22 protein-coding genes are annotated in these 25759 nt (G+C 38.3%); 9 read left to right on the top strand and 13 right to left on the bottom strand.

Annotated features, from left to right (window positions below):
• Nucleotides 1-33 precede the first annotated feature (33 nt).
• On the bottom strand, nucleotides 34-498 hold the full coding sequence (gene trmL / locus I6E69_RS05740; protein WP_002957780.1) for a tRNA (uridine(34)/cytosine(34)/5-carboxymethylaminomethyluridine(34)-2'-O)-methyltransferase TrmL: 465 nt from the start codon (nucleotides 496-498) through the stop codon (nucleotides 34-36).
• 160 nt (nucleotides 499-658) lie between these two features.
• Between trmL and I6E69_RS05735 the strand changes: the two genes are divergently transcribed.
• Entirely contained in the window at nucleotides 659-1522 is an 864-nt protein-coding gene (locus I6E69_RS05735) for a cation diffusion facilitator family transporter (RefSeq protein WP_197120852.1), read from the top strand.
• On the opposite strand, the gene I6E69_RS05730 is transcribed toward I6E69_RS05735, so the two are convergent.
• Genes I6E69_RS05730 through I6E69_RS05720 form a run of 3 tightly spaced genes read right to left on the bottom strand, consistent with a single transcriptional unit; the run spans nucleotide 1485 to nucleotide 4518 of the window.
• Nucleotides 1485-2432 (bottom strand): alpha/beta fold hydrolase, encoded by a 948-nt coding sequence (locus I6E69_RS05730; protein WP_002957778.1) that lies wholly within the window; start codon nucleotides 2430-2432, stop codon nucleotides 1485-1487. The two genes, I6E69_RS05735 and I6E69_RS05730, sit on opposite strands and share 38 nt — an antisense overlap.
• A 3-nt stretch (nucleotides 2433-2435) precedes the next feature.
• Complete coding sequence (locus I6E69_RS05725) at nucleotides 2436-3851, bottom strand: ATP-binding protein (protein WP_002957777.1); 1416 nt, start codon at nucleotides 3849-3851, stop codon at nucleotides 2436-2438.
• Nucleotides 3829-4518: a response regulator gene (locus I6E69_RS05720; RefSeq protein ID WP_182692886.1), complete on the bottom strand. Its 690-nt coding sequence runs from the start codon at nucleotides 4516-4518 to the stop codon at nucleotides 3829-3831. Before I6E69_RS05720 ends, I6E69_RS05725 begins: the two co-directional genes overlap by 23 nt.
• Nucleotides 4519-4946: 428 nt before the next feature.
• Here I6E69_RS05720 and I6E69_RS05715 point away from each other — a divergent pair, with 428 nt between their 5' ends.
• Nucleotides 4947-5435 (top strand): Spy/CpxP family protein refolding chaperone, encoded by a 489-nt coding sequence (locus I6E69_RS05715; protein WP_193225569.1) that lies wholly within the window; start codon nucleotides 4947-4949, stop codon nucleotides 5433-5435.
• Between the two features lie 72 nt (nucleotides 5436-5507).
• Here the strand turns inward: I6E69_RS05715 and yacG are convergent, their stop codons facing one another.
• The 8 genes from yacG to nadC form a co-directional block, all read right to left on the bottom strand.
• Nucleotides 5508-5738 carry a DNA gyrase inhibitor YacG gene (gene yacG, locus I6E69_RS05710; RefSeq protein WP_002957774.1) on the bottom strand — a complete coding sequence of 77 codons (231 nt, stop codon included), beginning with the start codon at nucleotides 5736-5738 and terminating at the stop codon, nucleotides 5508-5510.
• Nucleotides 5739-5848: 110 nt separating this feature from the next.
• Complete coding sequence (gene pilB, locus I6E69_RS05705) at nucleotides 5849-7525, bottom strand: type IV-A pilus assembly ATPase PilB (protein ID WP_197120805.1); 1677 nt, start codon at nucleotides 7523-7525, stop codon at nucleotides 5849-5851.
• A gap of 126 nt (nucleotides 7526-7651) precedes the next feature.
• Nucleotides 7652-8293, bottom strand: a complete 642-nt coding sequence (gene coaE / locus I6E69_RS05700) for a dephospho-CoA kinase (RefSeq protein ID WP_197120804.1) — start codon at nucleotides 8291-8293, stop codon at nucleotides 7652-7654.
• A gap of 1 nt (nucleotide 8294) precedes the next feature.
• On the bottom strand, nucleotides 8295-9188 hold the full coding sequence (locus tag I6E69_RS05695; RefSeq protein WP_197120851.1) for an A24 family peptidase: 894 nt from the start codon (nucleotides 9186-9188) through the stop codon (nucleotides 8295-8297).
• A gap of 161 nt (nucleotides 9189-9349) precedes the next feature.
• Nucleotides 9350-10579 carry a type II secretion system F family protein gene (locus I6E69_RS05690; protein WP_197120803.1) on the bottom strand — a complete coding sequence of 410 codons (1230 nt, stop codon included), beginning with the start codon at nucleotides 10577-10579 and terminating at the stop codon, nucleotides 9350-9352.
• Nucleotides 10579-12507 carry a sulfatase-like hydrolase/transferase gene (locus I6E69_RS05685; protein WP_197120802.1) on the bottom strand — a complete coding sequence of 643 codons (1929 nt, stop codon included), beginning with the start codon at nucleotides 12505-12507 and terminating at the stop codon, nucleotides 10579-10581. The genes I6E69_RS05690 and I6E69_RS05685 overlap by 1 nt, the downstream gene beginning before the upstream one ends.
• A gap of 49 nt (nucleotides 12508-12556) precedes the next feature.
• Nucleotides 12557-13000 carry a pilin gene (locus I6E69_RS05680; RefSeq protein WP_269435710.1) on the bottom strand — a complete coding sequence of 148 codons (444 nt, stop codon included), beginning with the start codon at nucleotides 12998-13000 and terminating at the stop codon, nucleotides 12557-12559.
• Between the two features lie 489 nt (nucleotides 13001-13489).
• Nucleotides 13490-14335 carry a carboxylating nicotinate-nucleotide diphosphorylase gene (nadC, locus tag I6E69_RS05675; protein WP_197120801.1) on the bottom strand — a complete coding sequence of 282 codons (846 nt, stop codon included), beginning with the start codon at nucleotides 14333-14335 and terminating at the stop codon, nucleotides 13490-13492.
• A 326-nt stretch (nucleotides 14336-14661) separates the two neighbouring features.
• Here nadC and ampD point away from each other — a divergent pair, with 326 nt between their 5' ends.
• The 7 genes from ampD (at nucleotide 14662) to I6E69_RS05640 (ending at nucleotide 24314) form a co-directional block, all read left to right on the top strand.
• Nucleotides 14662-15216, top strand: coding sequence for a 1,6-anhydro-N-acetylmuramyl-L-alanine amidase AmpD (ampD, locus tag I6E69_RS05670; protein ID WP_197120800.1), 555 nt, complete (start codon nucleotides 14662-14664; stop codon nucleotides 15214-15216).
• 13 nt (nucleotides 15217-15229) lie between these two features.
• Complete coding sequence (gene ampE, locus I6E69_RS05665; RefSeq protein WP_039488272.1) at nucleotides 15230-16081, top strand: beta-lactamase regulator AmpE; 852 nt, start codon at nucleotides 15230-15232, stop codon at nucleotides 16079-16081.
• A 352-nt stretch (nucleotides 16082-16433) separates the two neighbouring features.
• Nucleotides 16434-17183, top strand: coding sequence for a pyruvate dehydrogenase complex transcriptional repressor PdhR (pdhR, locus tag I6E69_RS05660; protein ID WP_002957764.1), 750 nt, complete (start codon nucleotides 16434-16436; stop codon nucleotides 17181-17183).
• Nucleotides 17184-17273: 90 nt separating this feature from the next.
• On the top strand, nucleotides 17274-19940 hold the full coding sequence (gene aceE, locus I6E69_RS05655) for a pyruvate dehydrogenase (acetyl-transferring), homodimeric type (RefSeq protein ID WP_197120799.1): 2667 nt from the start codon (nucleotides 17274-17276) through the stop codon (nucleotides 19938-19940).
• A 10-nt stretch (nucleotides 19941-19950) separates the two neighbouring features.
• Nucleotides 19951-21867, top strand: coding sequence for a pyruvate dehydrogenase complex dihydrolipoyllysine-residue acetyltransferase (gene aceF, locus I6E69_RS05650; RefSeq protein ID WP_193225576.1), 1917 nt, complete (start codon nucleotides 19951-19953; stop codon nucleotides 21865-21867).
• 205 nt (nucleotides 21868-22072) lie between these two features.
• The gene (gene lpdA, locus I6E69_RS05645) at nucleotides 22073-23497 is read left to right on the top strand and encodes a dihydrolipoyl dehydrogenase (RefSeq protein WP_002957761.1); all 1425 of its coding nucleotides are present in this window, start codon (nucleotides 22073-22075) and stop codon (nucleotides 23495-23497) included.
• Nucleotides 23498-23633: 136 nt separating this feature from the next.
• Nucleotides 23634-24314 (top strand): tRNA-uridine aminocarboxypropyltransferase, encoded by a 681-nt coding sequence (locus I6E69_RS05640; protein WP_138489694.1) that lies wholly within the window; start codon nucleotides 23634-23636, stop codon nucleotides 24312-24314.
• Nucleotides 24315-24324: 10 nt separating this feature from the next.
• Here the strand turns inward: I6E69_RS05640 and I6E69_RS05635 are convergent, their stop codons facing one another.
• On the bottom strand, nucleotides 24325-24840 hold the full coding sequence (locus I6E69_RS05635; protein WP_193225577.1) for a hypothetical protein: 516 nt from the start codon (nucleotides 24838-24840) through the stop codon (nucleotides 24325-24327).
• Between the last annotated feature and the right edge of the window lie 919 nt (nucleotides 24841-25759).

Genomic DNA, 25759 nt, shown 5'->3' with positions numbered 1-25759 from the left:
TATGTCGGTTTTTTATTGCCTAACGGATTATATTTACTGGGCGTTAGGGAAGCCCAACTGACGCCACGACTCGTAGACAAACACGGCGACTGCATTTGACAGGTTCATACTACGGCTATTTGCTTGCATAGGAATACGTACACGCTGATCGTTTGGTAATGCTTGAATCATTTCATCAGGCAGGCCGCGTGTTTCAGGGCCAAACACTAAACAGTCGCCAGCTTCGTAACTTGCTTCATGATGAAATTGACTGCCTTTAGTTGTACAGGCATACACTTTTTTAGGTTTGCATTTTTCAAGGTAGTCCTCAAATGAGGCATGGCGTTGAACATGGCTAAATTCATGGTAATCAAGGCCCGCACGTTTCACGCGTTTATCGTCCCATTCAAAACCTAATGGCTCAATTAAATGTAATGCATAGCCAGTATTGGCACATAGGCGAATAATATTACCTGTGTTAGGCGGTATTTCAGGTTGGTATAAAACAATATCCAGCATAATGAGCCTTATAAAATAATCTGTAGTTTGACGAAGGGCAGTATACACGAAACCTTTTAAAAAAATGATATACTCAACACATTCAATACAGTGATTAATGGATACACGCGTGCATAACCGTAGCTACGAATTTTGGGTTAAAACTTCCAGCATTGTTACCATGGTCATGGTTAGTTTAATGATTGGCGCAAAAACATGGGCCTGGCTGGCTTCTGGCTCGGCTTCAATGCTTGGCTCGTTAACTGATTCGTTAATGGATATTACTGCCACCGCTATGAGCTTTTTAGTGTTGGGTTACGCACTGCGCCCAGCGGATGATGACCATAGGTTTGGGCACGGAAAAGCTGAAGCACTTGCAGGACTTGGCCAAGCCGCATTTATTGCAGGCTCAGGTTGCCTACTTGCTTTTCATGGTATTGAGCGATTATTTAACCCTATACAGTTAAGCCATTCTTTATTAGGTGTGTGGGTAAGTATTTTTGCTATTGCGTGTACGCTCGTCATTGTATTCGTACAAAACAAAGTGGTTAAGTATACCGATTCAATTGCTATAAAAGCCGACTCAGTACATTACAAAGGCGATTTAATATTAAACGCTGCGGTGCTGTTAGCTATTTTGTTAGCTTATTATGGCGTGTTGTATGCAGATCCTATTTTTGCAATAGGTGTAGCGGGTTACTTGCTTTATAACAGTTGGGATATAGCTCGCGATAGTGCCGAACACTTAATGGATAAAGAACTTCCTGATGATGAAAAGCAAAGCATATTTGACATTGCCAGAGCCCATGCTGATGTGCATGGCGTGCATGATATTCGTACTCGCCAAGGCGGAAAAGTTAAGTTTATTCAAATGCACTTAGAGCTTGATGATCATTTAAGCTTGATTCGCGCGCACAATGTGGCTGATGAAGTAGAGGCAATGCTCAAAGAACGTTTTGAGTCGGAGGTAGATATACTGATCCACCTCGACCCTTTGTCAGTACTTGTTAAGCCGTCACCGACTCACAAAATTGATAAAAGTTAGTTAATAGCGGCTTTCGAATTTCGTCACGTTCAAAAAGTAGCTCGTGTTTAGCCCCTTCAAAACTCTCAATCGCTGCATGAGCATGCCTTTTTGCAAGACTGTACTGTGCTTCGTTGTTTACCACTGTATCGCTAGCTGCGCTTGCTATAAACAAAGGGATTGGTACGTTTAGGTTATCAACAGACTTTAAAAACGATATTGTAGCTGCTAGCCAGCCAAACGTAACGCCACCTAATTGTATGTTAGGTTCTAATTTATAGGTTTGCCTAAAGTAGGTGTAACGCTTCTCGCTGCTAGTAAGTACGTTTTCGGTAAATGGAATTGGGTTGTAGTTGCCTTGTCCAAATGCATAGCAAGAGTGTAAACCAAGTAAAGTGGCTAATTTAACAATAAACTTCGTTGGTATTTTTGGTACGTCTTTTGTAAAAATATCAAACATAGGAGCAGACAAAAACACGCCTTTATAGCTATTTTCAAATTTTGCTAAATAATCAATAGCAATGGCGCCACCCATTGAATGAGCCAGCATGACTTTTTTACCTTGCCAATGTTTTGAAACTATTTGCTGATCAAAGTTATTTAGGTCACTGCTGTAGTTATTATAATGTTTTACAAAGCCTTTATGTTTATTTTTAAGGTGCCTGTAAGAGCGGCCCTGACCTTGATGATCCATAATAAACACAGCAAAATTATTACAATACAGCTCCCAGAGTAGTTCTTTATATTTTTCGAGGCCTTCAATACGCCCTGTACTTACTACTATTGCGGTTGTCGCGTTTTTAGGGATTGCGTATGCGTAAAATAGCTTTCCTGATGGCGTATCTAAGTAGCTTTTAATTAAATTTTCAGTATAAAAAACATTAATGGCCTCTTGATTGCTCTCAAGCTGGGCTTCTGAACTATAAAACATGCTTTACTCTTTTATTAATGGCAAGGTTATATTAGCACACAAGCCACCTAGTTCTTTATTTGATAATACTAAACTGCCGCCATGCGCAGTAATAGCATTTTTAGCAATCGCCAGCCCTAAACCCGTGCCGCCACTTACGCGATCCCGCGCATCTGATTGCCTAAAAAAGGGCTCACAAAGCTTGCTCAGTTGGTCGTCGGGCACACCAGAGCCATCATCACATATTTCTATATAAATGGCATCTGTGTGCTTTAGAGTAATGCTAATTGTATTGTTTGCGTATTTAATAGCGTTGCGAAGTAGGTTTTCAAGCGCACTGGCAATAAGTGTTTCGTCGCAATTAATATTTACGTCTACAGCGCCCACTATATTTAGCTGCTTATTATTTTGTTTTGCTTCAAACTGCGCATCGTTAATAACGTGATCTACAATTATTTGTAATGATTGTTTTTGGAGTGAAAGCGCTTGGCTTTTTGCTTCTAAGCGAGAAACTTGCAGCACGTCGGCAATCATCTTATCAAGTTGGTTTGCTTCTTTTTCTATGCGTAATAAATACGATTGGCTAGCGTCGTTAGCTTGCATTTGTGCAAGACCTGTAGCCATTTTTAAACGCGTAAGGGGCGAGCGTAACTCATGTGATATGTCGGCTAATAAGCGTTTTTGTGAACTAATTAAAAGCTCTAACTGATTGGCCATACTGTTAAAGTCTCGCCCAAGTATTCCCAGCTCATCTTTTCGGTTTACAGAAATGTCGGCTCTTGCGCTTAGGTTGCCCGCTGATAGTTTAATAGCTGCTTTTTTAAGACTATTTATAGGGGCTATTAAGTTACGGCTAAATACAAAACTTAAAATAAGAGAGGCAACAATTGCGATGACTATTTTCATCCAATTAGGCATAAGCTTAAAGCGCATTAATAGCGGCGGTTGATGGTTAATATCTATTTCATAAAGATAAAAACTCCCTTCAGGCACGTTTATGTTAACAGGGCCGAAGGCTTGATATTTTTCAGTGAAAATAATTTGTGGTGACATATTTTGAGTAAAGTTTAATAAACTTAAGTCGATGCTCTCTGGCACCTCTTTACTGCTAAGAGAGTCTTCGCTTTGAGCTGCGCTTAAGTATAAAAGTTTACGCTTTGATAGGCGAGGGTGTACTAATACATCGCTTAGGCTGCGCTTATGTTTAATAGCAGTGCGCTCAATACTTTTGGCGGTATATATTAGGTTTTTTTTCATAGGGCCATAAAGCGGCTCGTTAGTTACCGCGTTAATAGCGGTAATGTTACTTAAAAATATAAGCGCTGCAACGGTGCCGATTATAGTTAACCAAAACCAAATAAATATTTTAAAAAACAGGTAGTGCCCAGGGTGTTTTAACCAAGCAAAGTAAGTGCTTTTATTCGCCTTGGATAAAGACATAACCCGTACCTCTCATTGTTTTAATTCGCTCACCTGGAATATGCTCTGCTATTTTTTTGCGGATATTACTTACATGCATATCGATAGAGCGATCGAAAGAAGCTAAACGCCTACCTAGTACTTCTTCACTAATTTGCTCTTTACTAACCACTTCACCTGCATTTTTACACAATAGCGTGAGTATTTCGTACTCTGTACCAGTAAGCGTTAGTGTAGAGCCGTCTATTGAGGCTTCTCGAGCTGCAAGGTTAACAGTAATGCCATTAACCAATAACTTACTCGTTGTAGCTATATTTAAACTATTAATGTGCTCTATACGGCGAGTTATCGCTTTTACGCGGGCTAGTAATTCACGATGATTAAAAGGCTTTGGAATGTAATCGTCAGCGCCTAGCTCTAGACCAAAAATACGGTCAAAGTCTTCACCTTTTGCTGTAAGCATTATTACCGGTGTGAGTTTTGTTTGCCTAAGTTGTTTAAGTACTTCAAAACCATCAAGCGTTGGTAGCATTACATCTAGCAATATAAGGGCGTAGTCATTTGCTTGTGCTAGTTTAAGGCCTTGTTCACCGTCGTGTACGCTTTGTATTTCAAAGCCTTGGGCAGTTAAATATTCACTTAATAGCTCACAAAGGCCAGTGTCGTCATCAATCATTAATAGTTTCATTTACAAACCCTTAGAGTTGTTTATAGCGTTATTTTACCCGCTAAATAGTGCAAAGGTGAATCTTTACACAACCTTTACACTGCTTTGCGTTACTTTGCGTTGAGTTAGGTATAGTTAACTCACTGGCGTATACCCAGTCAGCCTCAAGATACAGAATTCAGCGTTTCACAGCAGCTGGCTATCAAGGCGTGACTTTGCAAGAATGGCATTCCCTTTTAAAAAGTCACAACACCGAGAGCTAGTTGCTGTGAAACGCCCAAAGGGTTGGTTTTAAAACGATTTATTCTGCGTTATCGATTTTAACAAGGGAGCAACCATTGGTTACAATCAATGCCTTGCCTAAATAGTTTTTAATTCCAACTGAAACTCGTTTCTTGCGGTTGATTGGGTATGTTAGCCACAACCAACCCAATATTAAGGTAATGATTATGACTAAATTAAACACACTTTCAAAATTAGTACTTATCTGTGGCTTAGCAACAGCAACGCTTGGTGCTGGTAGCGTATTAGCTAAAGGCGACGGACATAAGCAAGGCCATTCTCAAGCTCGTTTTTTACTTTCTGAGCGCGGCGTTGAAAAATTAAATCTAACAGATGAGCAGCAAACTAAGCTAAAGGCTATTTTTGAAGCGCAAAAAACACAAATGAAAGCACTGCGTGGCGACGATAAAGAAGCCCGTAAAGTGATGCGTGAAGCGCATAAAGCTAAAATGGATGCATTACTTTCGGCTGCAACATTTGACGAAAATGCAGCAAAAGAGCTATTAAATGAACGTCATGAAAAAGGTGAGCAATTTGGTTTAATTAAACTAAAAACACAACACCAAGTAATGCAAGTGCTTAACGCTGAGCAAAAAGAGAAGTTTGCTAAAATGCAAAAGCGTATGAATAAAAAGCACCGTAAACAAAAAAGTTAATTTTACTTTTTTGTAAATACTAAAAAACCAGCGTAATGCTGGTTTTTGTATTTAGGGCATTATGAAGATAAATTATTTAAAAAAATCATCTTCATTTTTAGCCATCATTGCCTCAATATCTTCAATCATGTCTTGGCTAAACTCTTCAGCCGAGGTGATTGGTGCAGAAATTTTATTATTTTCGAATGACCATTCACCTAAATCAATTAGTTGGCAGCGCTTTGAGCAAAAAGGGCGAAATGGGCTTTGCTCTGACCATTCAACTTTAGTTTTACAGGTTGGGCAGTTTACAACAGTAGGCATAAATTACTCTCTACAAATTTTTGGTGCATATTACATTACTTAGATATGAGTCTCTAGCTATAAGGCTCTGAGCTTAAAGCTTAGAGCCTTATATCTTTTACTGTGGGCCTTTAAAAATTAGTTACGCGGTTAATTTCACCAAGGGATGTAAGGCCATCGGCTGCTTTGCGTAAACCTGATAAACGTAAATTATTAAAACCGGCTTTAAGTGATACCTCTGCTATTTCAAGCGAATTACCACCGCGCATAATAATTTGGGCAATTTCAGGAGTAATTTGCATTACTTCGTAAATACCCACACGCCCTTTGTAACCATCAGTACAGCTATCACACCCTTTAGGCATATATAACGTCATTTCTTCAATTTGCTCGGCGCTAAATCCTTGGCGAGCAAGTTCTTCACTCGGAAGTTGTTCTGGCGTTTTACATTTAGGGCATAAACGACGTGCTAAACGCTGGGCTATAATTAAGCTGATCGAACTTGCTACGTTATAAGCGGGTACACCCATATTTAATAAACGAGTGATTGTTTCCGGCGCTGAGTTTGTATGCAATGTTGATAAAACCAAGTGACCTGTTTGCGCCGCTTTTATTGATATTTCTGCGGTCTCTAAGTCACGTATTTCACCTACCATAACTACATCAGGATCTTGACGTAAAAATGCGCGCAGTGCGTTGGCAAAAGTCATGTCGGCTTTAATATTTATTTGTACTTGGTTTACACCTTCAAGGTTAATCTCAACCGGATCTTCCGCAGTACTAATATTACGCTCAGGTTGGTTTAATATATTTAAACCTGTGTATAGCGATACTGTTTTACCAGAACCCGTTGGCCCTGTTACAAGTATCATCCCTTGAGGCTGGGCAAGCGCATCCATGTAGAGCTTTTTCTGCTCAGGCTCATAGCCTAATACATCAATGCCTAACATAGCGCTTGATGAATCAAGAATACGCATTACTATTTTTTCGCCCCACAAGGTAGGCATGGTACTTACACGAAAATCGATACTTTTGCGTTCAGTAATTTTTAGCTTAATACGACCATCTTGTGGTTTGCGTTTTTCGGCAATATCGAGTCTCGACATAACCTTAATACGTGCAGAAAGCTTGGTGGCTAATGTATTGGGTGGGCTTGCAACTTCATGCAAAATACCATCAATACGAAAGCGAATACGGTACTTGTGCTCATACGGTTCAAAATGTAAATCAGAGGCGCCTTTTTTAATGGCATCCATTAAAATTTTGTTGATATATACGATGATAGGCGCATCATCTTTATCGTCATCTTGTGGTGCTGTATCTCTTTGGCTTTCTGAGTCTAAGTCAGCAAATTCTTGAAACTCGTCATCAGTTAGATTTAAGCTGCCAGTGGCATCTAGCAACTGCTCAATTTTGTTATCGAGTTGAATATAATCAACAACAACAACTTCGCATGAAAGACCTGTACTAAACTCAAAGTTTTCGAATGCGCCGTAATCTGTTGGGTCTGATGCTGCTATATAAACTTTTCGATCTTTTTGAACAAGCGGCAAAATATGATGTTTACGTATAAGTTTTTCTTTTACGAGATCGGCCGGGATTCTTGTAGGGTCAAAGTCTTTTAAATCAAAATAAGGTACGCGAAACAAATCAATACATTGTTCAGCTAAATCTTTACTATCGATTTTTCCACATTTAGAAATAAGCTCAGCTGTTGAGGCAAATTCATTTTGTTTGTTTTTAACCGTGTCGGCATCAATGCGGCCAAGGGTTATAAATTTTCTCAATAACGGTGAGTTAATATTCATTGCGCACCTGTTTTATTCCTTCAATAGTAAGCAATTTATCAGAAAAAAGAAGGGGATTACATCACCTTTCATTCATTGTTGTGATTTTACTAACTAAAATACGAGTTTGTGTGAGTTAGGACAGTGTTATTGTGAGTTAGTTTTGTTGTGTAATGCATATTGTAGGTACTTTTTATGAAGATCAACAAGTTCTATATTCACTAGGTTTAAACTACGGTCGTTATTTAAAATATCATCCGCTTTTTGTTGCTTATCATCACGTGACATTTGCGAGGCAATAATACTTTTAACTTGCTCACTACTTGTGTTGTCACGTTTTGCTGTACGCGCTACTTGTACAGAGGTTGGTACGTCAATAAGTAAGGTATGGTCGCAATATTTATCAAGGTTGTTTTCAAACAATAAAGGCGCTACTAAAACAACATAAGGGCTAGTTGCATTATTTAAATCGTTTAGTATTTTTGCGCGAATAAGAGGGTGTAGCAACGCATTAAGCCATTCTTTGTCACTGTTGTTAGTAAATATTTTTGCGCGCAGCGCTGCTCTATTTAATGTGCCATCTGGCAATAAAATATCTTTGCCAAAGCGGGCTGTAATCGCTTTTAGCCCTTTGCTATTTGGGAGTACTACTTCGCGCGCAATTATATCGGCATCAACTATTGTAATACCAAGCTCTTCAAACATATTGCTTACGGCCGTTTTGCCACAGCCAATACCGCCTGTTAAACCTAATACCCAGCTATTAACTTTAGTAATTTGCTCACTCATTTTAATAACCAATTAAATTAAAATAAGTGCCTTGAATTTGGTTGCCCCAAAGCATAGTGATCCAGCCTGCTATCGCTAGATAAGGCCCAAAAGGGATAGGGGTCGCTTTGTCTTTACCTTGTATGCTCAACAGCGCAATACCTATAATGGCACCTACCACGCTCGAAAGCAGAATAATAGTAAGCAATGACTGCCAGCCAAGTAATGCCCCAAATACAGCAAGTAGCTTAAAGTCGCCATAGCCCATGCCTTCTTTTCCGGTTAATAACTTAAATAGCCAAAACACGCTCCATAAGCTTAAATAACCACAAGCCGCACCAATAATTGCATCGGTTGGTGCAATTGTGTAACCCATTACCGAGGCAATAAGTGCAAGCCAAACAAGCGGAAGTGTAAGCTGATCTGGCAGTAGCATGTGGTCAATATCAATAAAGGTCAGTGCTACAAAAACCCACGTTACAAAAATATATAAAAGTGCTTGCTCGGTCGCACCAAAGCTATAGGCAACAATTAAACTTAATAGGGCAGTAATTAGCTCTACTGCAGGGTATCGGGCCGAAATAGGGTTACTGCAACTTGCGCATTTACCTTTAAGTATTAACCAACTAATAATAGGAATATTCTGCCAAGGCTTTATGGCTGTTTTACATTTAGGGCAGGTAGAGTTAGGTTTGACTAAGTTAAAAGGCTCATTGATATTGGCTTGTTTAGATTTATTAGCTGTAAGTTCATCTTCCAACAGTAGTCTGCATTCGCTTTGCCACTCACGTTGCATCATCAACGGTAAGCGATAAATAACCACATTTAAAAAACTACCAATACACAAACTGACTAAGCCAACGGTGGTTAAATAAAACCACAATTGGCTTTGCATTACTTCAATAATACTTTGCATCATATTACCTGAAAATTATTTTAAAATTAAGCGTTTAAAAATTAAGTGAAGTATTTATCACAAAGAGAAATAAAAGAGAGTAAATGAGAAGACATTAATAGCTACGCCTTACCAAAAAGTAAGCCTCTCTTTTATTTCCTGTAAATTGTTATCTTTAGTAATTAAATAACAGAGCCAAGTTGGAAAATAGGCAAGTACATCGCAACAATCAAGCCACCAACAAGTACACCTAGTACGGCCATAATAAGTGGCTCAAGCAAGCTTGAAAGGCCGTCTACTGCATCATCAACTTCTTGCTCATAAATAGTCGCTACTTTAGCAAGCATGCCGTCTAGTGAGCCAGATTCTTCACCAATCGCAACCATTTGTATTACCATATCAGGGAATATTTTTGAGTTACGCATTGCCCAGTTCATTTGATTACCAGAGCTAACCTCGAGTTTTATGTCTAAAATGGCGTAACGGTAAACTGCATTGCCGGAAGCGCCTGCAGCAGAGTCAAGCGCATCAACCAGCGGCACACCAGCAGCAAACGTAGTCGAAAGAGTTCGTGCATAGCGAGCAACAGCTGCTTTATTTAAAATCATGCCAATAACAGGCAGTTTTAGTATGGCTCTGTCTGTAGCATCTCTGAGTTTTAAACTTCTTAATTTAGCCTCTTTAAATATCCATCCAGCTGCAATTACAGTAATTAGTGCAACCCACCAATACTCTTGCATAAACTCTGATATACCAATTACAAACAATGTAAACGCGGGAAGTTCTGCACCAAAGCCAGCAAAAATATCTTGAAACTGCGGTACTACAAATATAAGGAGTATTGAGGTAACTATTAAAGCTACAACTAAAACAGCTATAGGGTAAAACATCGCTTTTTTAATTTTAGATTTTAGTGCTTCTGACTTTTCTTTATAAAGTGCAACGCGGTCAAATATCTTATCAAGTGAACCTGATTGTTCGCCTGATGCCACTAAATCGCAGTATAAATCATCAAAATAGCGGGGGTGTTTTTTAAGTGCTGTTGATAGTGGCTGGCCTGCTTTTACTTCATCCGCAATAGTATCCATTAACTTGGCGATACTTTTATTAGTTGAACCTGTGCCAATCATCTCTATTGATTGTATTAGCGGTACGCCAGCTAATAACATAGTTGCTATTTGGCGGGTAACAAGTGCTATATCTTTTGGCGTTATTTTTTGAACACTTTGAATGCCAAATAACGGTTTTGCTTTTCGCTTTACTTTTGAGGGCGTAATGCCTTGCTTTCGAAGCTGTGCTTTTACTAATGCAATGCTATTCCCAGCCAGCTCCCCTTCAAGACGCTTCCCTCTAGCACTAACCCCGATCCACTGGAAAGTATCTAAACTTTTTTTATTTACTTGCTTAGCCATTATAGTTCCTTTATGGATTGATTGTACACATAGCTTAAATTACTACATGGTTCTACTTGCGCAACTGTTACTTCTTCAAGATAAAGGCTACACAGTTTATCTAATAGTTCTACCTTTAACCTTGCGTTTGGAAAATCAATGTATTTATATAAAATATTACTTTCTAAGTCAGTGATGTAAATCTGATTAGCATGTTCTGGATAAATAGATAATTGCCATTTATCAAAAATAATTCCCCTTTGTTTCGAGTTTACAGCTTTTTGATATAGGCTTTTTCTAATAATAACTTTACCTAAAGGGTCTATTTCAAATAAGTTAGCATTTTGTTCAATAGTCCCATTTATATCGACTGTGCCTTTACTATTAAACATTGGCTGTAATGAACTTTCTAAAGGAATATCTCTTTGCTTCTTAACTTTTAAAATACTTTGACCATCAAATTCTTTTTTTACGTCTAACTTTAAAATATCAATAATTGTTGGTGTAATGTCTGACATTGCATAGTTTAGTTTAGTTCTTACGCCCCCAAATTCTGATAGTTCGTTGTTTGTAAAGTACTTAAAGCTGAGTAAGGTTTTATATTGGGAATTTGAAACGATTGATGTTCCATGACCTGCTAAATTTATTATTTGTGAATTTTCATTATGCTTTGGAGTATCTATATCTCTAGAAAAGCTCTCACCATGATCTGAAATGATAAAAATCAGAGCGTTTTTTAATAACCCTTTACTTTTTAAATTGAACATATAGCTTGCAACTTGATCATCTACCATTTTTATTGATTCTAAATATTTGTGGTAGTTATCTTTTAAGTGATTAGTTTTATTGTTTGTCTTGTAAGGCCAATGTGGCAATGTGAAGTGACTAGCCACAAATACAGGTTTTTCAAAAGGATGTAAGCTTACGTTTATTATTTTATTAAACCTTGTAGGATCATAAGTAACCCATACAGCCCTGTTATTCTGTAAATGTGGCATAAAATAGTTAAAAAATTTCAATTTAGATGTAAGAGCGAGTAAAGGGAGGTCAACAAATTTAGACAAGATAAATTCTGCAGCTGTAGCTGGAGGACCAATTACTTTGTCGAAAAAAAATCTTTCATCTATATTATTAAAACGTCTTTCATCTTGTATGTAATAATTTGTATAGCCGGCATTTTTTAAATAGTAAGGCAATGCTTTAGTTAAATCTATTTGGTTAAAATTAGTAAGATTTAAACGAGCTTTATTAGTTAAAGGGTAGTCACCTGTTAAAATACTTACCCATGAGGGGAATGTCCTTGCTACGTGTGTGTAGGTATTTGGTAGATATATTGATTCATCAATAAAACTTTGCAAAAAAGGAGTTTGTTTTTCATTTATTTCATCTTGATTTAAAGAATCAATACCAATGATAAATACATTCGGTTTGCTAGTCGTTTGTATCTCATTGTTTACATTAATGGAGGCTATTTCAGGAACCAGTAGTATTAAAATTATGAATGAAGTAATCTTGATGTTTTTGGATATGAAAAAAGATGACAATAACAATATCGAAAAAAATAGTAGCATTATTATTATTAAAGTTTTATTTGCTAGGCTAGGGTGACTAAAAAATAAGTCATGATAAAAGTAGCTAGATAGGCTGAAAATTGTTATTGATAAAAGTAGCCATGTCAAAATTAAACAGAATAGAGGAGAAATTTTATTTTTAGCTACTTTTTCCAAATTATTAGATACAACATAAGCGACTAAGCCTATAAGTATTATAGATAATAATGCCCCAATAAAAAATACAGACACTTCATATAAAAAAGGACCGTTGGACAAAGCGTTCGAAAGCTTTCTCCCGGCCGATTTAATACCTAAACTTTGTGAATCTAAACTAGTATACCAATTAAAAAAGGTAAATATGAACAAGAGGAAAGATATAAGTAAGTTGATTGACATGATGATTATTTAAAAGCGCAGATTCTATAATCTGCGCTTGGTAAATATATTACCTACAGTTAGCAGGTAAGTAATTTGCTTGTACAGGCTTAGTTGCTCCTGCAGCACACGACCAAGTAATCGATCCACCTTTTGAAGATATGCTAGGAGTTAAAGCGAGTGTTGTACCAGCTTCAACCTTGCTATTATAAGCTACTGTTATTACGCCATTTGCACTAACTGTTACAGTATCTACAGCATTACCAGTGATATTTGCAGCAAGAGGCAGCCCTGCGTCAGTATTAGATGTCGGCCATGTTCCTTCAGATACATAAAATTCCGTCACAGCACCTTTCGCACCGGCAGCCAAGTTAAGACCTTCACTAACATGTGCGCGTTTTGTATAATCTTGATAAGCAGGCAGTGCTACTGCAGCAAGAATACCGATGATTGCTACTACAATCATTAATTCAATTAGGGTGAAACCCTGTTGTTTTTGAGTCATTGTTTTCATGTTTCCTCTCCTAAAGGATAGATTTTTGTAACTTAAATCACTTAAGCGGCAAAATGCCTCACTTAATTTAACTGATTTACTTTACAGTTTTACTTAAAATTAATTTTATTACACTTTAGCTTTAGAGTATGAAACACAAAAGCCGAATGTGAATTCATTATGTTTAGTACTAATTATAAAAGTTTACTAAGTGCACTACATGTTGTAGCAACAAATAGTATAGGCATAAAGTAAGTAGTTTAGTTGCTTAAGTTTTTAATTATGTCTTTAAAAACTAAAGGTACTAGTTATTTATGACTACCTTTTTAAATAAAATAGTACAACAGAATTAGTCTACCATTTTATTTTAGTATTTAGCACGTATCTTATTATAAAAAAGCGATTTTATTTAACAATTTGTTACAAAGTAAGCCTTTTGGATTATTTAATGCTTTTTTACTTAACTTGTCAATTAATTAGCGGTATTAATTACCCATTATTGCTTTAAAATTACTCAAAACGCATCGATAAATCGATTGATTGTAAGTTTTTTGTTAATGCTCCGCTTGATATAAAATCGACACCCGCTTGTGAATAAGTTTTGAGCGTTTCTAGAGTCATATTGCCTGAAACCTCTAATTTTGCGCGCTTATTGGTTAAAATTACAGCTTGCTTAATTTGCTCTACGCTAAAGTTGTCGAGCATAATTATGTCGGCGCCAGCTTCAATTGCTTGCTTAAGTTCAGGGAGTGATTCTACTTCTACTTCGACAGGTTTGTTTGGGTGATTTTGTTTAGCTTGAGCAACGGCTTTGTTTATTGTGCCACAAGCCGCTATATGATTTTCTTTAATTAAAAAAGCGTCAAATAAACCAATACGATGATTTGCACCCCCACCACATTTTACTGCGTATTTTTGAAGAGCTCGCAGACCTGGTATGGTTTTGCGTGTGTCGAGTAATTGCGTAGTTGTACCACTTAGCTCTTTTACATAATGTGCTGTAGTAGTGGCTGTGCCCGATAACGTTTGTACAAAGTTAAGTGCAGTTCGCTCGGCTGTTAATATTGAACGTGCTGAACCAGTGGCTGTAAATAATGTGCTGTTTGCTTTAACTGCGACGCCATCGTTTATAAGTACATTAACCTTAACGCTTGGGTCTACCTGTTTAAATACTTCAAGGATGATGTCTTTTCCACAAAAAATGCAGTCTTCGCGGGTAATTACTTTGGCGTTTGCTTGCTCATTTTGGGGGATCAATTGCGCGGTAATATCGCCTTCTTGTGCTGTTTGATAATTTAGATCTTCGTCAAGTGCTAGAGTAACAAGCTGAGTAATAAGAGTGTGCGAAATAGACATGGAATGCTCATAAGCGTTAATAAATTAAGCAAATTTTACTATGTTTATAAAAGAAAGAGAAGCGATTGCCTTTTCACCAATATAAAGATAAGCGCGTATAGTAAATTAGTATCTACGTGTGGGTTTGTATTATCTGTAGGTGAGGTTTTATACCTCGCTTTTAATTTCAAAAGTTACGTTACATGAGCAGGCGTAAATTAGCACCTACGTGTGGGTTTGAATTATTTGCAGGTAGGGCTTTATACCTGTTTGTTACTATCATTGTTTTAATAAATCCTTTAGCATCAGTGCTATGTATATCTTGATATTTATATAATAAACGTATCATGAAAATAGATTTAAACGGTGTTTTAAGTACTGTAGCGCAGCGGCCTTGTTCGCATTTTGATGAGCGCCCTGATGAGGCTGATATTTCTTTATTGGTGATTCACAATATATCTTTGCCAGCCGGGCAGTTTGGTACATCTTTTGTTGATGAGTTATTTATGGGTAGCATTGACTGCAATGCTCACTCGAGTTTTAGTGACTTAAAAAAATTACGTGTATCGGCCCATTGCTTTATAAAGCGCACCGGTGAGGTTATACAATACGTGCCTTTTGAAAAGCGTGCTTGGCACGCTGGCCAATCTGAGTTTGAGGGCGTATCTGCTTGTAATAACTTTAGCATTGGCATTGAGCTTGAAGGTACCGACACCACGCCATACTCTTTAGCGCAATACGAAGTATTAGCTACACTTAGTAAATCTATAATACAACGCTATCCAAAAATTACCCCTTCGCGTATTGTTGGGCATTGCGATATTGCCCCGGGACGTAAAACCGATCCTGGCAGTAGCTTTAATTGGCCATTGTTTTTTAATATGCTTGAACAACTAAGTTAAGAGAGTTATTCCCATGATTTTAGTTTCTATAATAATTGCATTAATACTGGAGCGTTTAGGGGCTCGGTCTAATTACTGGCAGATAAGCTACTACACAAATGGTTATTTAAATCGCTCTAATAAACTATTAGGTGACAAAGGGTTATTTAGTTCTGCACCGGGCTTTTTAATTTGGCTTTTACTCCCAGTAATAGCAATAGCGTTTATTTATTGTTTATCTGATTTTGTACTATGGCAGTTAGCTATTAATATTGCTGTGCTTTTGGTTTGCTTTGGTTGTGCTAAGCAGCGCGCTTTATATAAGTCGTACTTAAATGCCTTAACGCGAGATGACGGTACTGCTGCATCTTTATATGCGTTGCAAATAGGTCAAAAGCGTACTGATGACCAAGATGGTGGTGAAACCTTTGGGCAAACATTGGCATGGGTAAACTTTCGATTTTACTGTGCGGTGATTTTTTGGTTTGTTGTTTTAGGTGCGCCGGGCGCAGTTTTATATGCACTGGTACGTACTTTAGCTGATTTAGTACGAGATGATCATAAAGTAATATTTGCTAAGCGTTTTAAACTTATACATAAACTACTGTTCTGGCTTGACTGGTTACCTGCACGTATCACCAGCTTTGGTTATTTAGTAATAGGTAACTTTAATAAAGGCACAAGTTGTTGGCTACGTTACGTACTTAACTTTAAATCTCCAAATCGCGAAGTAGTAACATGTACTGCACTTGCTGCAGAACAAGTTGAAAAGCGTTATTACGGCTGTACCTACGAAGCTACGTGTATGATTAAGCTTGTTAAGCGTAATGTATTATTTTACCTAGTACTAATAGCGTTGCTTACATTATTTGGCGGGCTGTCTTAAGTTGATGCCTTTTTAATAAAGTACCTTATGCAATGTAAGGTGCTTTAATCTCTTCCTGCAGTTTTTAAATACAATAAAATAGAGCTAATATTCTAATTCATTCTGGTCAGACCAATTGTTTTCATCCCAAATACGTTATAACAATTTTTGCAAATTGCGCATTGTTTGATCTTCGTTCAAAATGCGTTACGCTACTTTAATTGCTCAAACTACCTGTAAATTGACAGCTAATAGTGTTTTTGATACCGTATTGAAAATTTTTGGTATGACCAATTTACCTTTTGGGTAAATCATACTACTTAAAGCCCAGTTTTATGGGCTCTTGGTATTTATACAACGCGGACGTTGATTCATGTCTTTAAAGATTAAAGCAGCAAAATTATCTGATGTTATTTTACAGCAACTTGAGAATATGATTCTTGAAGGCTCGTTAGCACCAGGTGAAAAGTTGCCACCAGAGCGTGAACTAGCAAAGCAGTTTGAAGTGTCTCGCCCGTCACTGCGTGAGGCAATTCAAAAATTAGAAGCGAAAGGTTTAGTTACGCGTCGCCAAGGTGGCGGCACGTTTGTAAAAAATCAGCTCGAAGAAGGGCTTACTGATCCACTTTTTGATTTGATTAGTAAGCACCCTGAGTCGCAGTTTGATTTACTTGAATTTCGTCATGCATTAGAAGGGATTGCTGCTTACTACGCAGCACTGCGCGGGACCAGCAACGATTTTAGCAAAGTAAAACAAAGCTTTGATGAAATTGCCTTAGTTAATGATGATTTACAGCAAAAAGCAAAAGCAATTAATGCATTTCACTTTAGCGTGGCAGAAGCCTCGCACAATGTGGTGTTACTGCATTTAGTTAGAGGTATGAAAGCGCTGCTTGAGCAAAATGTATTGCAAAATTTAACTGTTCTATTAAAAAAGTCAGATATTAGCAGTCAGTTAGCCCAACACAGGCGTTTATTAATGGATGCCGTTATTGACGGTAATCCAGAACAAGCCCGTTTAGCAAGTAATGCGCACTTAGCATTTATCGAAGAAGCACTACTTGAAGCAGGCAAAGAACATTCGCGAATTGAACGTAGTTTAAGACGCACTAAACAAAATTAAGTTAGTACATAACTACTTTGAACACACAAATTAAGTAGCTGTGATATTAAATTAACAATATTCGTATTTTAAACATAAGGAAACCTCCATATGTCTGAAGTCAATAAAATTGACGTAGACGCGCTAGAAACACAAGAGTGGTTACAAGCTCTTGAATCAGTTGTGCGCGAAGAAGGTGTTGAACGAGCTCAGTTTTTACTTGAGCAAGTATTAGAGCAAGCCCGTTTAGACGGCGTTGATATGCCAACGGGTATTACCACGAACTACGTTAATACTATTCCTGTAGATCAAGAGCCTGCTTACCCAGGTGATGTAAATCTTGAACGTCGTATTCGTTCAATTATACGTTGGAACGCGATTATGATCGTTCTACGTGCATCTAAAAAAGATCTCGACTTAGGCGGCCATATGGCGTCTTACCAATCATCTGCTGCATTTTATGAAGTGTGTTTTAACCACTTCTTTAAAGCACCAAATGATGTAGACGGTGGTGACTTAGTTTATTACCAAGGTCATATTTCTCCAGGTATCTACGCACGTGCATTTGTTGAAGGTCGTTTATCGGCTGCGCAACTAGATAACTTCCGCCAAGAAGTTGATGGCGAAGGCTTACCATCGTACCCACACCCTAAGTTAATGCCTGAGTTTTGGCAGTTCCCTACGGTATCAATGGGCTTAGGTCCTATTTCATCAATTTATCAAGCACGCTTCTTAAAATACTTAGATGGTCGTGGCTTAAAAGACACTAAAAACCAACGTGTATATGCGTTTTTAGGTGACGGTGAAATGGATGAGCCGGAATCACGTGGTGCTATTTCTTTCGCTGCACGTGAAAAACTAGATAACCTTTGTTATTTAATCAACTGTAACTTACAGCGTTTAGACGGCCCAGTTATGGGTAACGGTAAAATTATTCAAGAGTTAGAAGGCTTGTTTAAAGGCGCTGGCTGGAACGTAATTAAACTAGTGTGGGGCAGCGGTTGGGATATTCTGCTTGCTAAAGACACAACAGGTAAATTACTACAATTGATGAACGAAACAATTGATGGCGATTACCAAACATATAAAGCTAAAGATGGCGCATATGTGCGCGAGCATTTCTTTGGTCGCTACCCTGAAACAGCTGCCCTTGTTGCAGATATGACAGATGATGAAATTTTTGCGCTTAAGCGTGGTGGTCATGAGCCATCAAAACTATTTGCTGCATTTAAAAAAGCAGAAGAGACAAAAGGTCGTCCAACTGTAATTCTTGCTAAAACTGTAAAAGGTTACGGCATGGGTGAAGCAGCTGAAGGTAAAAACATTGCACACCAAGTGAAAAAAATGGACATGTCGCATGTTGCACATTTACGTTCACGCCTTGGTCTTGATGACTTAGTATCTGAAGAGCAATTAAAAGAATTACCATACCTAGAGCTTGAAGAAGGTTCACCTGAGTACAAGTACCTACATGCGCGTCGTGATGAGCTTAAAGGTTACACACCTAAGCGTATTCCACGTTTTAGTGAAAAACTTACATTGCCAGAAGTAGATGCATTTAAGCCACTACTTGAAGAGCAAAAGCGTGATATATCTACTACTATGGGCTTTGTTCGTGCACTTAATATCTTATTAAAAGATAAAGGCATTGGTAAAAATATCGTACCAATTATTGCAGATGAAGCGCGTACATTTGGTATGGAAGGTTTATTCCGTCAAATCGGTATTTACAACCCGCATGGCCAAAACTACACGCCACAGGATCGTGATATTGTTTCTTACTATAAAGAAGCAACTTCAGGTCAAGTATTGCAAGAAGGTATCAATGAGTTAGGTGCTATGTCGTCATGGGTTGCTGCTGCAACATCATACAGCACTAACGATTTACCAATGATCCCATTCTACATTTACTACTCTATGTTTGGTTTCCAACGTGTTGGCGACATGGCATGGATGGCGGGCGATCAACAAGCACGTGGTTTCTTATTAGGTGCTACAGCGGGTCGTACAACGCTAAATGGTGAAGGCTTACAACACGAAGATGGTCACAGCCACATTCTTGCAAACACGGTTCCTAACTGTGTTTCTTATGACCCAACTTACGCGTTTGAAGTTGCAGTTATTGTACAAGACGGTATTCGTCGTATGTACGGTGACGACCAAGAAAATATTTACTACTACCTAACGCTTATGAACGAAAACTACCATCAGCCAGCTATGCCAGAAGGCGCTGAAGAAGGTATTCGTAAAGGTATTTACAAGCTTGAAAGTTACGAAGGTAAAAAAGCCAACGTACAGCTATTAAGCTCAGGTACTATTATGACTGAAGTGCGCAAAGCTGCTTCAATCTTAAGCGAAGAATATGGTATTGCATCAGATGTTTACTCAGTAACATCTTTCAATGAGCTAACGCGTGATGGTCAAGATGTTGAGCGTTTCAACATGCTTAATCCTGGAAGCGAGCAAAAAACAGCATTTATCACAAGCGTATTAAACGACTCTGTGACTGTTGCAGCAACGGATTACATGAAAAACTACGCAGAACAAGCGCGTTCATTCATTCCAAGCAGCAACTACAAAGTGTTAGGTACAGATGGTTACGGTCGTTCTGATAGCCGTGAAAACCTACGTCGTCACTTTGAAGTTAACGCAAGCTACGTTGTTGTTGCTACGTTATCTGAACTTGCTAAACGCGGTGAAGTTGAGAAGTCAGTAGTTGTTGAAGCACTTAAAAAGTTCAACATCGACACTAACAAACTTAACCCACTGTACGCATAAGAGGTTTGCAATGAGTATTGAAATTAAAGTACCTGATATTGGTGACGACGAAGTAGAAGTAACCGAAATATTAGTAAGCGTTGGCGATAAAGTAGATGTTGACCAATCATTACTAAATGTTGAAGGCGACAAAGCATCAATGGAAATACCTGCTTCTCAAGCGGGGACTGTAAAAGAGATTAAAGTTAACGTTGGCGACACCGTTACAACAGGCTCTTTAGTATTTTTATTTGAAGGCGAGAGTGAAGGCACTGATGAGGAAAATACATCAGCCGCTGCTCCAGCTAAATCTGAAGAGGCAGCACCAGCTGCTTCTACAGGCTCTTCAATTAAAGAAGTAACCGTACCAGATATTGGCGATGATGAAGTTGAAGTAACTGAAATCATGGTTGCTGTTGGTGACACCGTTGAAGAAGAGCAATCTATCTTAAACGTGGAAGGCGACAAGGCAGCAATGGAAGTTCCAGCTCCATTTGCCGGTACAGTTAAAGAAATTAAAGTAGCCGCTGGCGATACAGTTAAAACTGGCTCGTTAGTGTTTGTTTTTGAAGTAGCAGGAAGTGAATCTGCAGCACCGGCTAAAGAGTCGGCTCCTGTAGAAGCGCCAGCTGAGAGCTCAACAGCAAGTTCAGCACCAAGCACTAAAGAAGTTAATGTACCTGATATTGGTGGCGATGAAGTTGAAGTAACTGAAATTATGGTTGCCGTTGGCGACGAAGTTTCAGAAGATCAATCAATCTTAAACGTTGAAGGCGACAAAGCTGCAATGGAAGTTCCAGCTCCATTTGCAGGTAAAGTTAAAGAAATTAAAGTAGCCGCTGGCGATAAAGTATCGACTGGTTCATTAATTTTTGTATTTGAAGTTGCAGGCAGTGCGCCAGCGGCATCTGCACCAGCTGAAAAATCAGCACCTGCAGCAGCGGCTAAAACAGAGTCAGCACCGGCTCAAGCGGCACCTGCAAAAGCAAGTAATGAAAGCTTCACAGAAAACAGCGCGTATGCTCATGCATCACCCGTTGTTCGCCGTTTAGCGCGTGAGTTTGGTATTAACCTAGCTAACGTTAAAGGCACTGGTCGCAAAGCCCGTATAGTTAAAGAAGACGTGCAAAACTACGTTAAAAACCTAGTTAAGCAAGTTGAATCTGGTCAATTATCTGCAGGTAGTAGCGCAGGTGGTAGTGAGCTTGGTCTTATTCCATGGCCTAAAGTCGATTTTGCTAAATTTGGCGAAATTGAAGAGAAAAAACTGTCTCGCATTCAAAAGCTATCAGGTAAAAACTTACACCGTAACTGGGTACAAATCCCACATGTTACACAGTTTGATGAAGCTGATATCACAAGTCTTGAAGTATTCCGTAAAGAGCAAAATGCACTTAGCGAGAAGAAAAAGCTTGGCGTTAAAATCACACCACTTGTGTTTGTGATGAAAGCAGCAGCTAAAGCCCTTGCAGACTTCCCAACATTTAACTCTTCACTGTCTAACGACGGCGAAAGTTTAATTCTTAAGAAGTACATTAACATTGGTGTTGCTGTTGATACGCCAAATGGTTTAGTAGTGCCAGTGTTTAAAGATGTTGATAAAAAAGGCATTATTGAATTATCACGTGAACTAATGGAAGTATCTGTTAAAGCACGTGACGGTAAGCTTACATCGTCTGATATGCAAGGCGGCTGTTTTACTATCTCTAGCCTTGGCGGTATCGGCGGTACGGCATTTACGCCGATTGTTAATGCGCCAGAAGTTGCTATTTTAGGTGTATCTAAATCTGAAATGAAACCTAAATGGAATGGCAAAGAGTTTGAACCAAAACTAATGGTTCCGCTGTCTATGTCATACGACCATAGGGTTATTGACGGAGCATTAGCTGCACGCTTTACTGTGACTCTTGCAAGTTACATGAGCGATATTCGCCAGTTGGTGATGTAACCAGTTTAGTAAAATTGGTATACGCAATAAAATAAATAGAATCAAATCCCAGCCAGTTGTTTTTAGCTGGGATTTTTACCATTTGCAATGATACAATCTTTGTACGAATTGCATCACTTTGTGCGCTGCTCACTCTTTCTGCCTTGCAGAAACATGGCAGTTAAATTTTAGGGCAGTGTCCCGTTCAAACAATTAAGGTAAAAGCATGAGCAACGAATTAAAAACTCAAGTTGTTGTACTAGGCGGTGGTCCTGGTGGTTATTCTGCGGCTTTCCGTGCTGCTGACTTGGGCTTAGAAGTTACATTAGTAGAATCTCGCGAAACATTAGGTGGCGTATGTCTTAATGTTGGTTGTATTCCTTCTAAAGCACTTTTACACGTAGCTAAAGTGATTGATGACGCAGCAGAAATGTCATCTCACGGTGTTACTTTTGGCGCACCAAAAATCGATCTTGACCAAGTTCGTACTTGGAAAGATTCTGTAGTTGGCCAGTTAACTGGTGGGCTAGAAGGCATGGCCAAAATGCGTAAAGTGAAAGTTGTATCTGGATACGGCAAATTCACTGGCAGCAATACTTTAGTAGTTGAAGGCGCAGACGGCGCTACAACTATCACGTTTGATAACGCGATTATTGCAGCAGGTTCTAAACCAGTTAACTTACCTTTCATCCCAGAAGATGACCGTGTAATTGATTCAACTGGTGCATTAGAACTTAAAGACGTACCAGAAAAGCTACTTGTACTTGGTGGTGGTATTATCGGTCTTGAAATGGGTACGGTTTACCGTGCGCTAGGTTCTGCAATTGATGTTGTAGAATTTGCTGATCAATTAGTACCAGCAGCTGATAAAGACATTATCAAAATTTACCAAAAATACGTAAGCAAAAAATTCAACGTAATGCTTTCAACTAAAGTTGTTGGTGTTGAAGCTAAAGAAGACGGCTTATACGTAACGTTTGAAGGTAAAAACGCACCAGCAGAACCAGTACGTTACGACAAAGTACTTGTTGCAGTTGGCCGTACTCCAAACGGTAACTTACTTGATGCTGAAAAAGCAGGCGTAAACGTTGATGAGCGTGGCTTTATTAATGTTGATAAGCAATTACGTACTAACGTAAGCCATATTTTTGCAATTGGTGACTTAGTTGGTCAACCTATGCTTGCGCATAAAGCGGTTCATGAAGGTCATGTTGCTGCAGAAGTTATTTCTGGTCAGAAGCATTTCTTCGACCCTAAATGTATTCCTTCAATAGCGTACACAGACCCAGAAATCGCTTGGGTAGGTGTTACTGAGAAAGAAGCAAAAGAGCAAGGCTTAAAAGTTGAAACTGCGGTATTCCCGTGGGCAGCATCTGGTCGTGCAATTGCATCTGCTCGTACTGAAGGTTCTACTAAACTTATCTTTGATAAAGAAAGTGGCCGTATAATCGGTGGTGCTATGATCGGTATTAACGCGGGCGAAATGCTTGGCGAAATCGGTTTAGGTATTGAAATGGGTGCTGATGGTGAAGACTTAGCGCTTACAATTCATGCTCACCCAACATTGAACGAATCAATCGGCCTTGCAGCTGAAATTTTTGAAGGTTCAATCACTGATTTACCAAACAAAAAAGCAGCTAAAAAGAAGTAATTTAACTTTTTAGTATTTGCTTGAAAAACCCAACTTCGGTTGGGTTTTTTTATGTCTATTTTTAACTTCGATAAATATAAGATTAAATAACAAGAAGTCGTTACAATGCGCGCTTAATTAATTGAAGGTAAATACAGTGAAAAACTCAGTTCTAGCATTACGCGCTCAACAAATAAGTGAATCTCGTCGAGAGTTTAATGCTCGAGGCGGTAAATTAGATCGTTGTGAACAATGCCTGATTGCTAAGCACTACTGTATTTGTAAAGGTGTTGAGCATGCAGATTGTAAGGCCGCTGTATGCTTACTGATGTATCATAATGAAAGCTTTAAACCTTCTAATACAGGGCGTTTAATTGCTGAAATAGTGCCAGATAACCACGCATTTAGATGGGATAGAACAGATCCTAACCCCGCTCTTTTAGCTTTAATAAATGATTCGCAGTATCAGCCTATGGTCGTCTTTCCCGCAGAAGATGTAGAAGAGGGCAGAGCCATTACAGAAGTGAGTATTGAATCAGGTAAAAAGCCGCTATTTATATTCTTAGATGGTACGTGGCGCGAAGCTAAGAAAATGATTCGTAAAAGCCCTTATTTAGATAACTTGCCTGTACTTTCTGTTACTGCTGATAAACTATCTGATTACCGATTACGTGTAGCCCCTCATGCACATCAACTAGGCACTGCTGAAGTGGCTATTATGGTATTAGCACTTGCGGGCGAAATGGATGCATCGACAAAATTAGAGCAGCATTTTATTAAGTTTCGTGATGCGTATTTATTGGGTAAGCGCAACAAGGGACGGCCGCTAGAAGATTAATTTTACGAAGTTAAGCAAATGCTTGCTGATTTTTTAAGTGAGCAAGCGCTTTATTTTGAATTGCTCTGAAGCCTTCTTCAGATGTTAATTGTAAAACAGTATTATACAATTGACTTATACTATTATGCACTTGAATAAACGAGATACAGTCTTCACCAATCATTTCTTTTGCTTCTTCAACTCGTTTTAAAAAGTAGCAGCTAATGTCTATTTTGCCATTAAATTGAGTCGTTGCAATTGCGTCTGCTATTCTATTAAGTTGATAACTAAACTCATCAGGTCGAGCACCTTCACCCCACTTGCTAATACGAATGTCGCGTTCTAACTGAATAATTTCGTTAAGTATATTTTTAAACTCACTCATTGGCATATTTAAAAAGTTATAACCTTTGGGGTTAAATAAAGCTTTATACGGATTTTCGTCGGGAGTTCGGGCACTAAAAACACCAATTGGTTTTGCTGTACTTGCGTCTGATACTTTACATAAAAAGGTATTACTTTGAGATGTTTTAAAATTCATATCCATTGAGTATTTATGATCCTTGCGTTATTTAGTTATCGGCGCAATTAATAAAAAACTTAGCGAAATTTAAAATATTAATAAAGTATTTTAAGGTCTTAGCATTGATTGGCTGTGATGCGATATTACTCAGTAAAGATTAGTGATAATTGCTCAGTGCTTTACTCACCCAAATTTTAGGCAAAGAAAAGCGCGCTCTATCTCTAGGCGCGCTTGCGGAATCTTCTAATTTTCTGCATCCTGCAATTGAACTTAATCAACTCCAATTTTCACTAATCCATGTTTATTACTATATTACTTTTTAGTTCTATGTAATGTAGACCATCCGGGCCTGTATCCTTTAATTCCTAAACATCCTGTAGGGTAAATACTATTACCAAATCCTTAATTACACTTCCTAGTGTATCCTTGTTTTAACCAATCCCTTGTGTTGCCTTAAAGGCCTATCCATTTATTCCTTCAACATCCTGTTGAACAACTTAGCCTTGTTGTTATCCTTTTCGCATCTTCCTGACGCTGTCCTTTTTACAACATTGCGTTGTGATACTCATCCTGAGCCTGTCCTAAAATCCGTGTTGTCCTGATAACCTAATCATTGGTTGGTTGAGTAAGCAGTCCATTTCCTTTTACTCAATAAGCGTCATTGCTTGGTTGATGCGTAAATTATAGTGCAATAGAGCAACTAAAATAGAGATAAAACTACATTCAATTAGTGTTTTTGCAATAGTAATAAAAATAAATTTCATACAATTCATTGGTTTAATTGTTTTTAGGTTGTTTTTTATCTTGTTTTTTACTCATTAGCTGTCACATCCGTAAGACATCTCTTACACCGTATTTCCTTTTTGGGCGTTATTTACATATTTACATTTATTTAAAGTGTGCACTTTTAGAATGAGCACGGTAGAATTCGTTGATAATAACA

The sequence above is a fragment of the Pseudoalteromonas sp. NZS100 genome, assembly GCF_015864815.1.
GTDB lineage: Bacteria > Pseudomonadota > Gammaproteobacteria > Enterobacterales > Alteromonadaceae > Pseudoalteromonas > Pseudoalteromonas distincta.
This window is presented reverse-complemented; position numbering and strand designations above follow the sequence as displayed.

Excerpts from the sequence above, each read along its gene's own strand:
- trmL (WP_002957780.1), bottom strand. The coding sequence starts at position 498 with ATGCTGGATATTGTTTTATACCAACCTGAAATACCGCCTAACACAGGT.
- I6E69_RS05735 (WP_197120852.1), top strand. The coding sequence starts at position 659 with ATGGTCATGGTTAGTTTAATGATTGGCGCAAAAACATGGGCCTGGCTG.
- I6E69_RS05730 (WP_002957778.1), bottom strand. The coding sequence starts at position 2,432 with ATGTTTTATAGTTCAGAAGCCCAGCTTGAGAGCAATCAAGAGGCCATT.
- I6E69_RS05725 (WP_002957777.1), bottom strand. The coding sequence starts at position 3,851 with ATGTCTTTATCCAAGGCGAATAAAAGCACTTACTTTGCTTGGTTAAAA.
- I6E69_RS05720 (WP_182692886.1), bottom strand. The coding sequence starts at position 4,518 with ATGAAACTATTAATGATTGATGACGACACTGGCCTTTGTGAGCTATTA.
- I6E69_RS05715 (WP_193225569.1), top strand. The coding sequence starts at position 4,947 with ATGACTAAATTAAACACACTTTCAAAATTAGTACTTATCTGTGGCTTA.
- yacG (WP_002957774.1), bottom strand. The coding sequence starts at position 5,738 with ATGCCTACTGTTGTAAACTGCCCAACCTGTAAAACTAAAGTTGAATGG.
- pilB (WP_197120805.1), bottom strand. The coding sequence starts at position 7,525 with ATGAATATTAACTCACCGTTATTGAGAAAATTTATAACCCTTGGCCGC.
- coaE (WP_197120804.1), bottom strand. The coding sequence starts at position 8,293 with ATGAGTGAGCAAATTACTAAAGTTAATAGCTGGGTATTAGGTTTAACA.
- I6E69_RS05695 (WP_197120851.1), bottom strand. The coding sequence starts at position 9,188 with ATGCAAAGTATTATTGAAGTAATGCAAAGCCAATTGTGGTTTTATTTA.
- I6E69_RS05690 (WP_197120803.1), bottom strand. The coding sequence starts at position 10,579 with ATGGCTAAGCAAGTAAATAAAAAAAGTTTAGATACTTTCCAGTGGATC.
- I6E69_RS05685 (WP_197120802.1), bottom strand. The coding sequence starts at position 12,507 with ATGTCAATCAACTTACTTATATCTTTCCTCTTGTTCATATTTACCTTT.
- I6E69_RS05680 (WP_269435710.1), bottom strand. The coding sequence starts at position 13,000 with ATGAAAACAATGACTCAAAAACAACAGGGTTTCACCCTAATTGAATTA.
- nadC (WP_197120801.1), bottom strand. The coding sequence starts at position 14,335 with ATGTCTATTTCGCACACTCTTATTACTCAGCTTGTTACTCTAGCACTT.
- ampD (WP_197120800.1), top strand. The coding sequence starts at position 14,662 with ATGAAAATAGATTTAAACGGTGTTTTAAGTACTGTAGCGCAGCGGCCT.
- ampE (WP_039488272.1), top strand. The coding sequence starts at position 15,230 with ATGATTTTAGTTTCTATAATAATTGCATTAATACTGGAGCGTTTAGGG.
- pdhR (WP_002957764.1), top strand. The coding sequence starts at position 16,434 with ATGTCTTTAAAGATTAAAGCAGCAAAATTATCTGATGTTATTTTACAG.
- aceE (WP_197120799.1), top strand. The coding sequence starts at position 17,274 with ATGTCTGAAGTCAATAAAATTGACGTAGACGCGCTAGAAACACAAGAG.
- aceF (WP_193225576.1), top strand. The coding sequence starts at position 19,951 with ATGAGTATTGAAATTAAAGTACCTGATATTGGTGACGACGAAGTAGAA.
- lpdA (WP_002957761.1), top strand. The coding sequence starts at position 22,073 with ATGAGCAACGAATTAAAAACTCAAGTTGTTGTACTAGGCGGTGGTCCT.
- I6E69_RS05635 (WP_193225577.1), bottom strand. The coding sequence starts at position 24,840 with ATGGATATGAATTTTAAAACATCTCAAAGTAATACCTTTTTATGTAAA.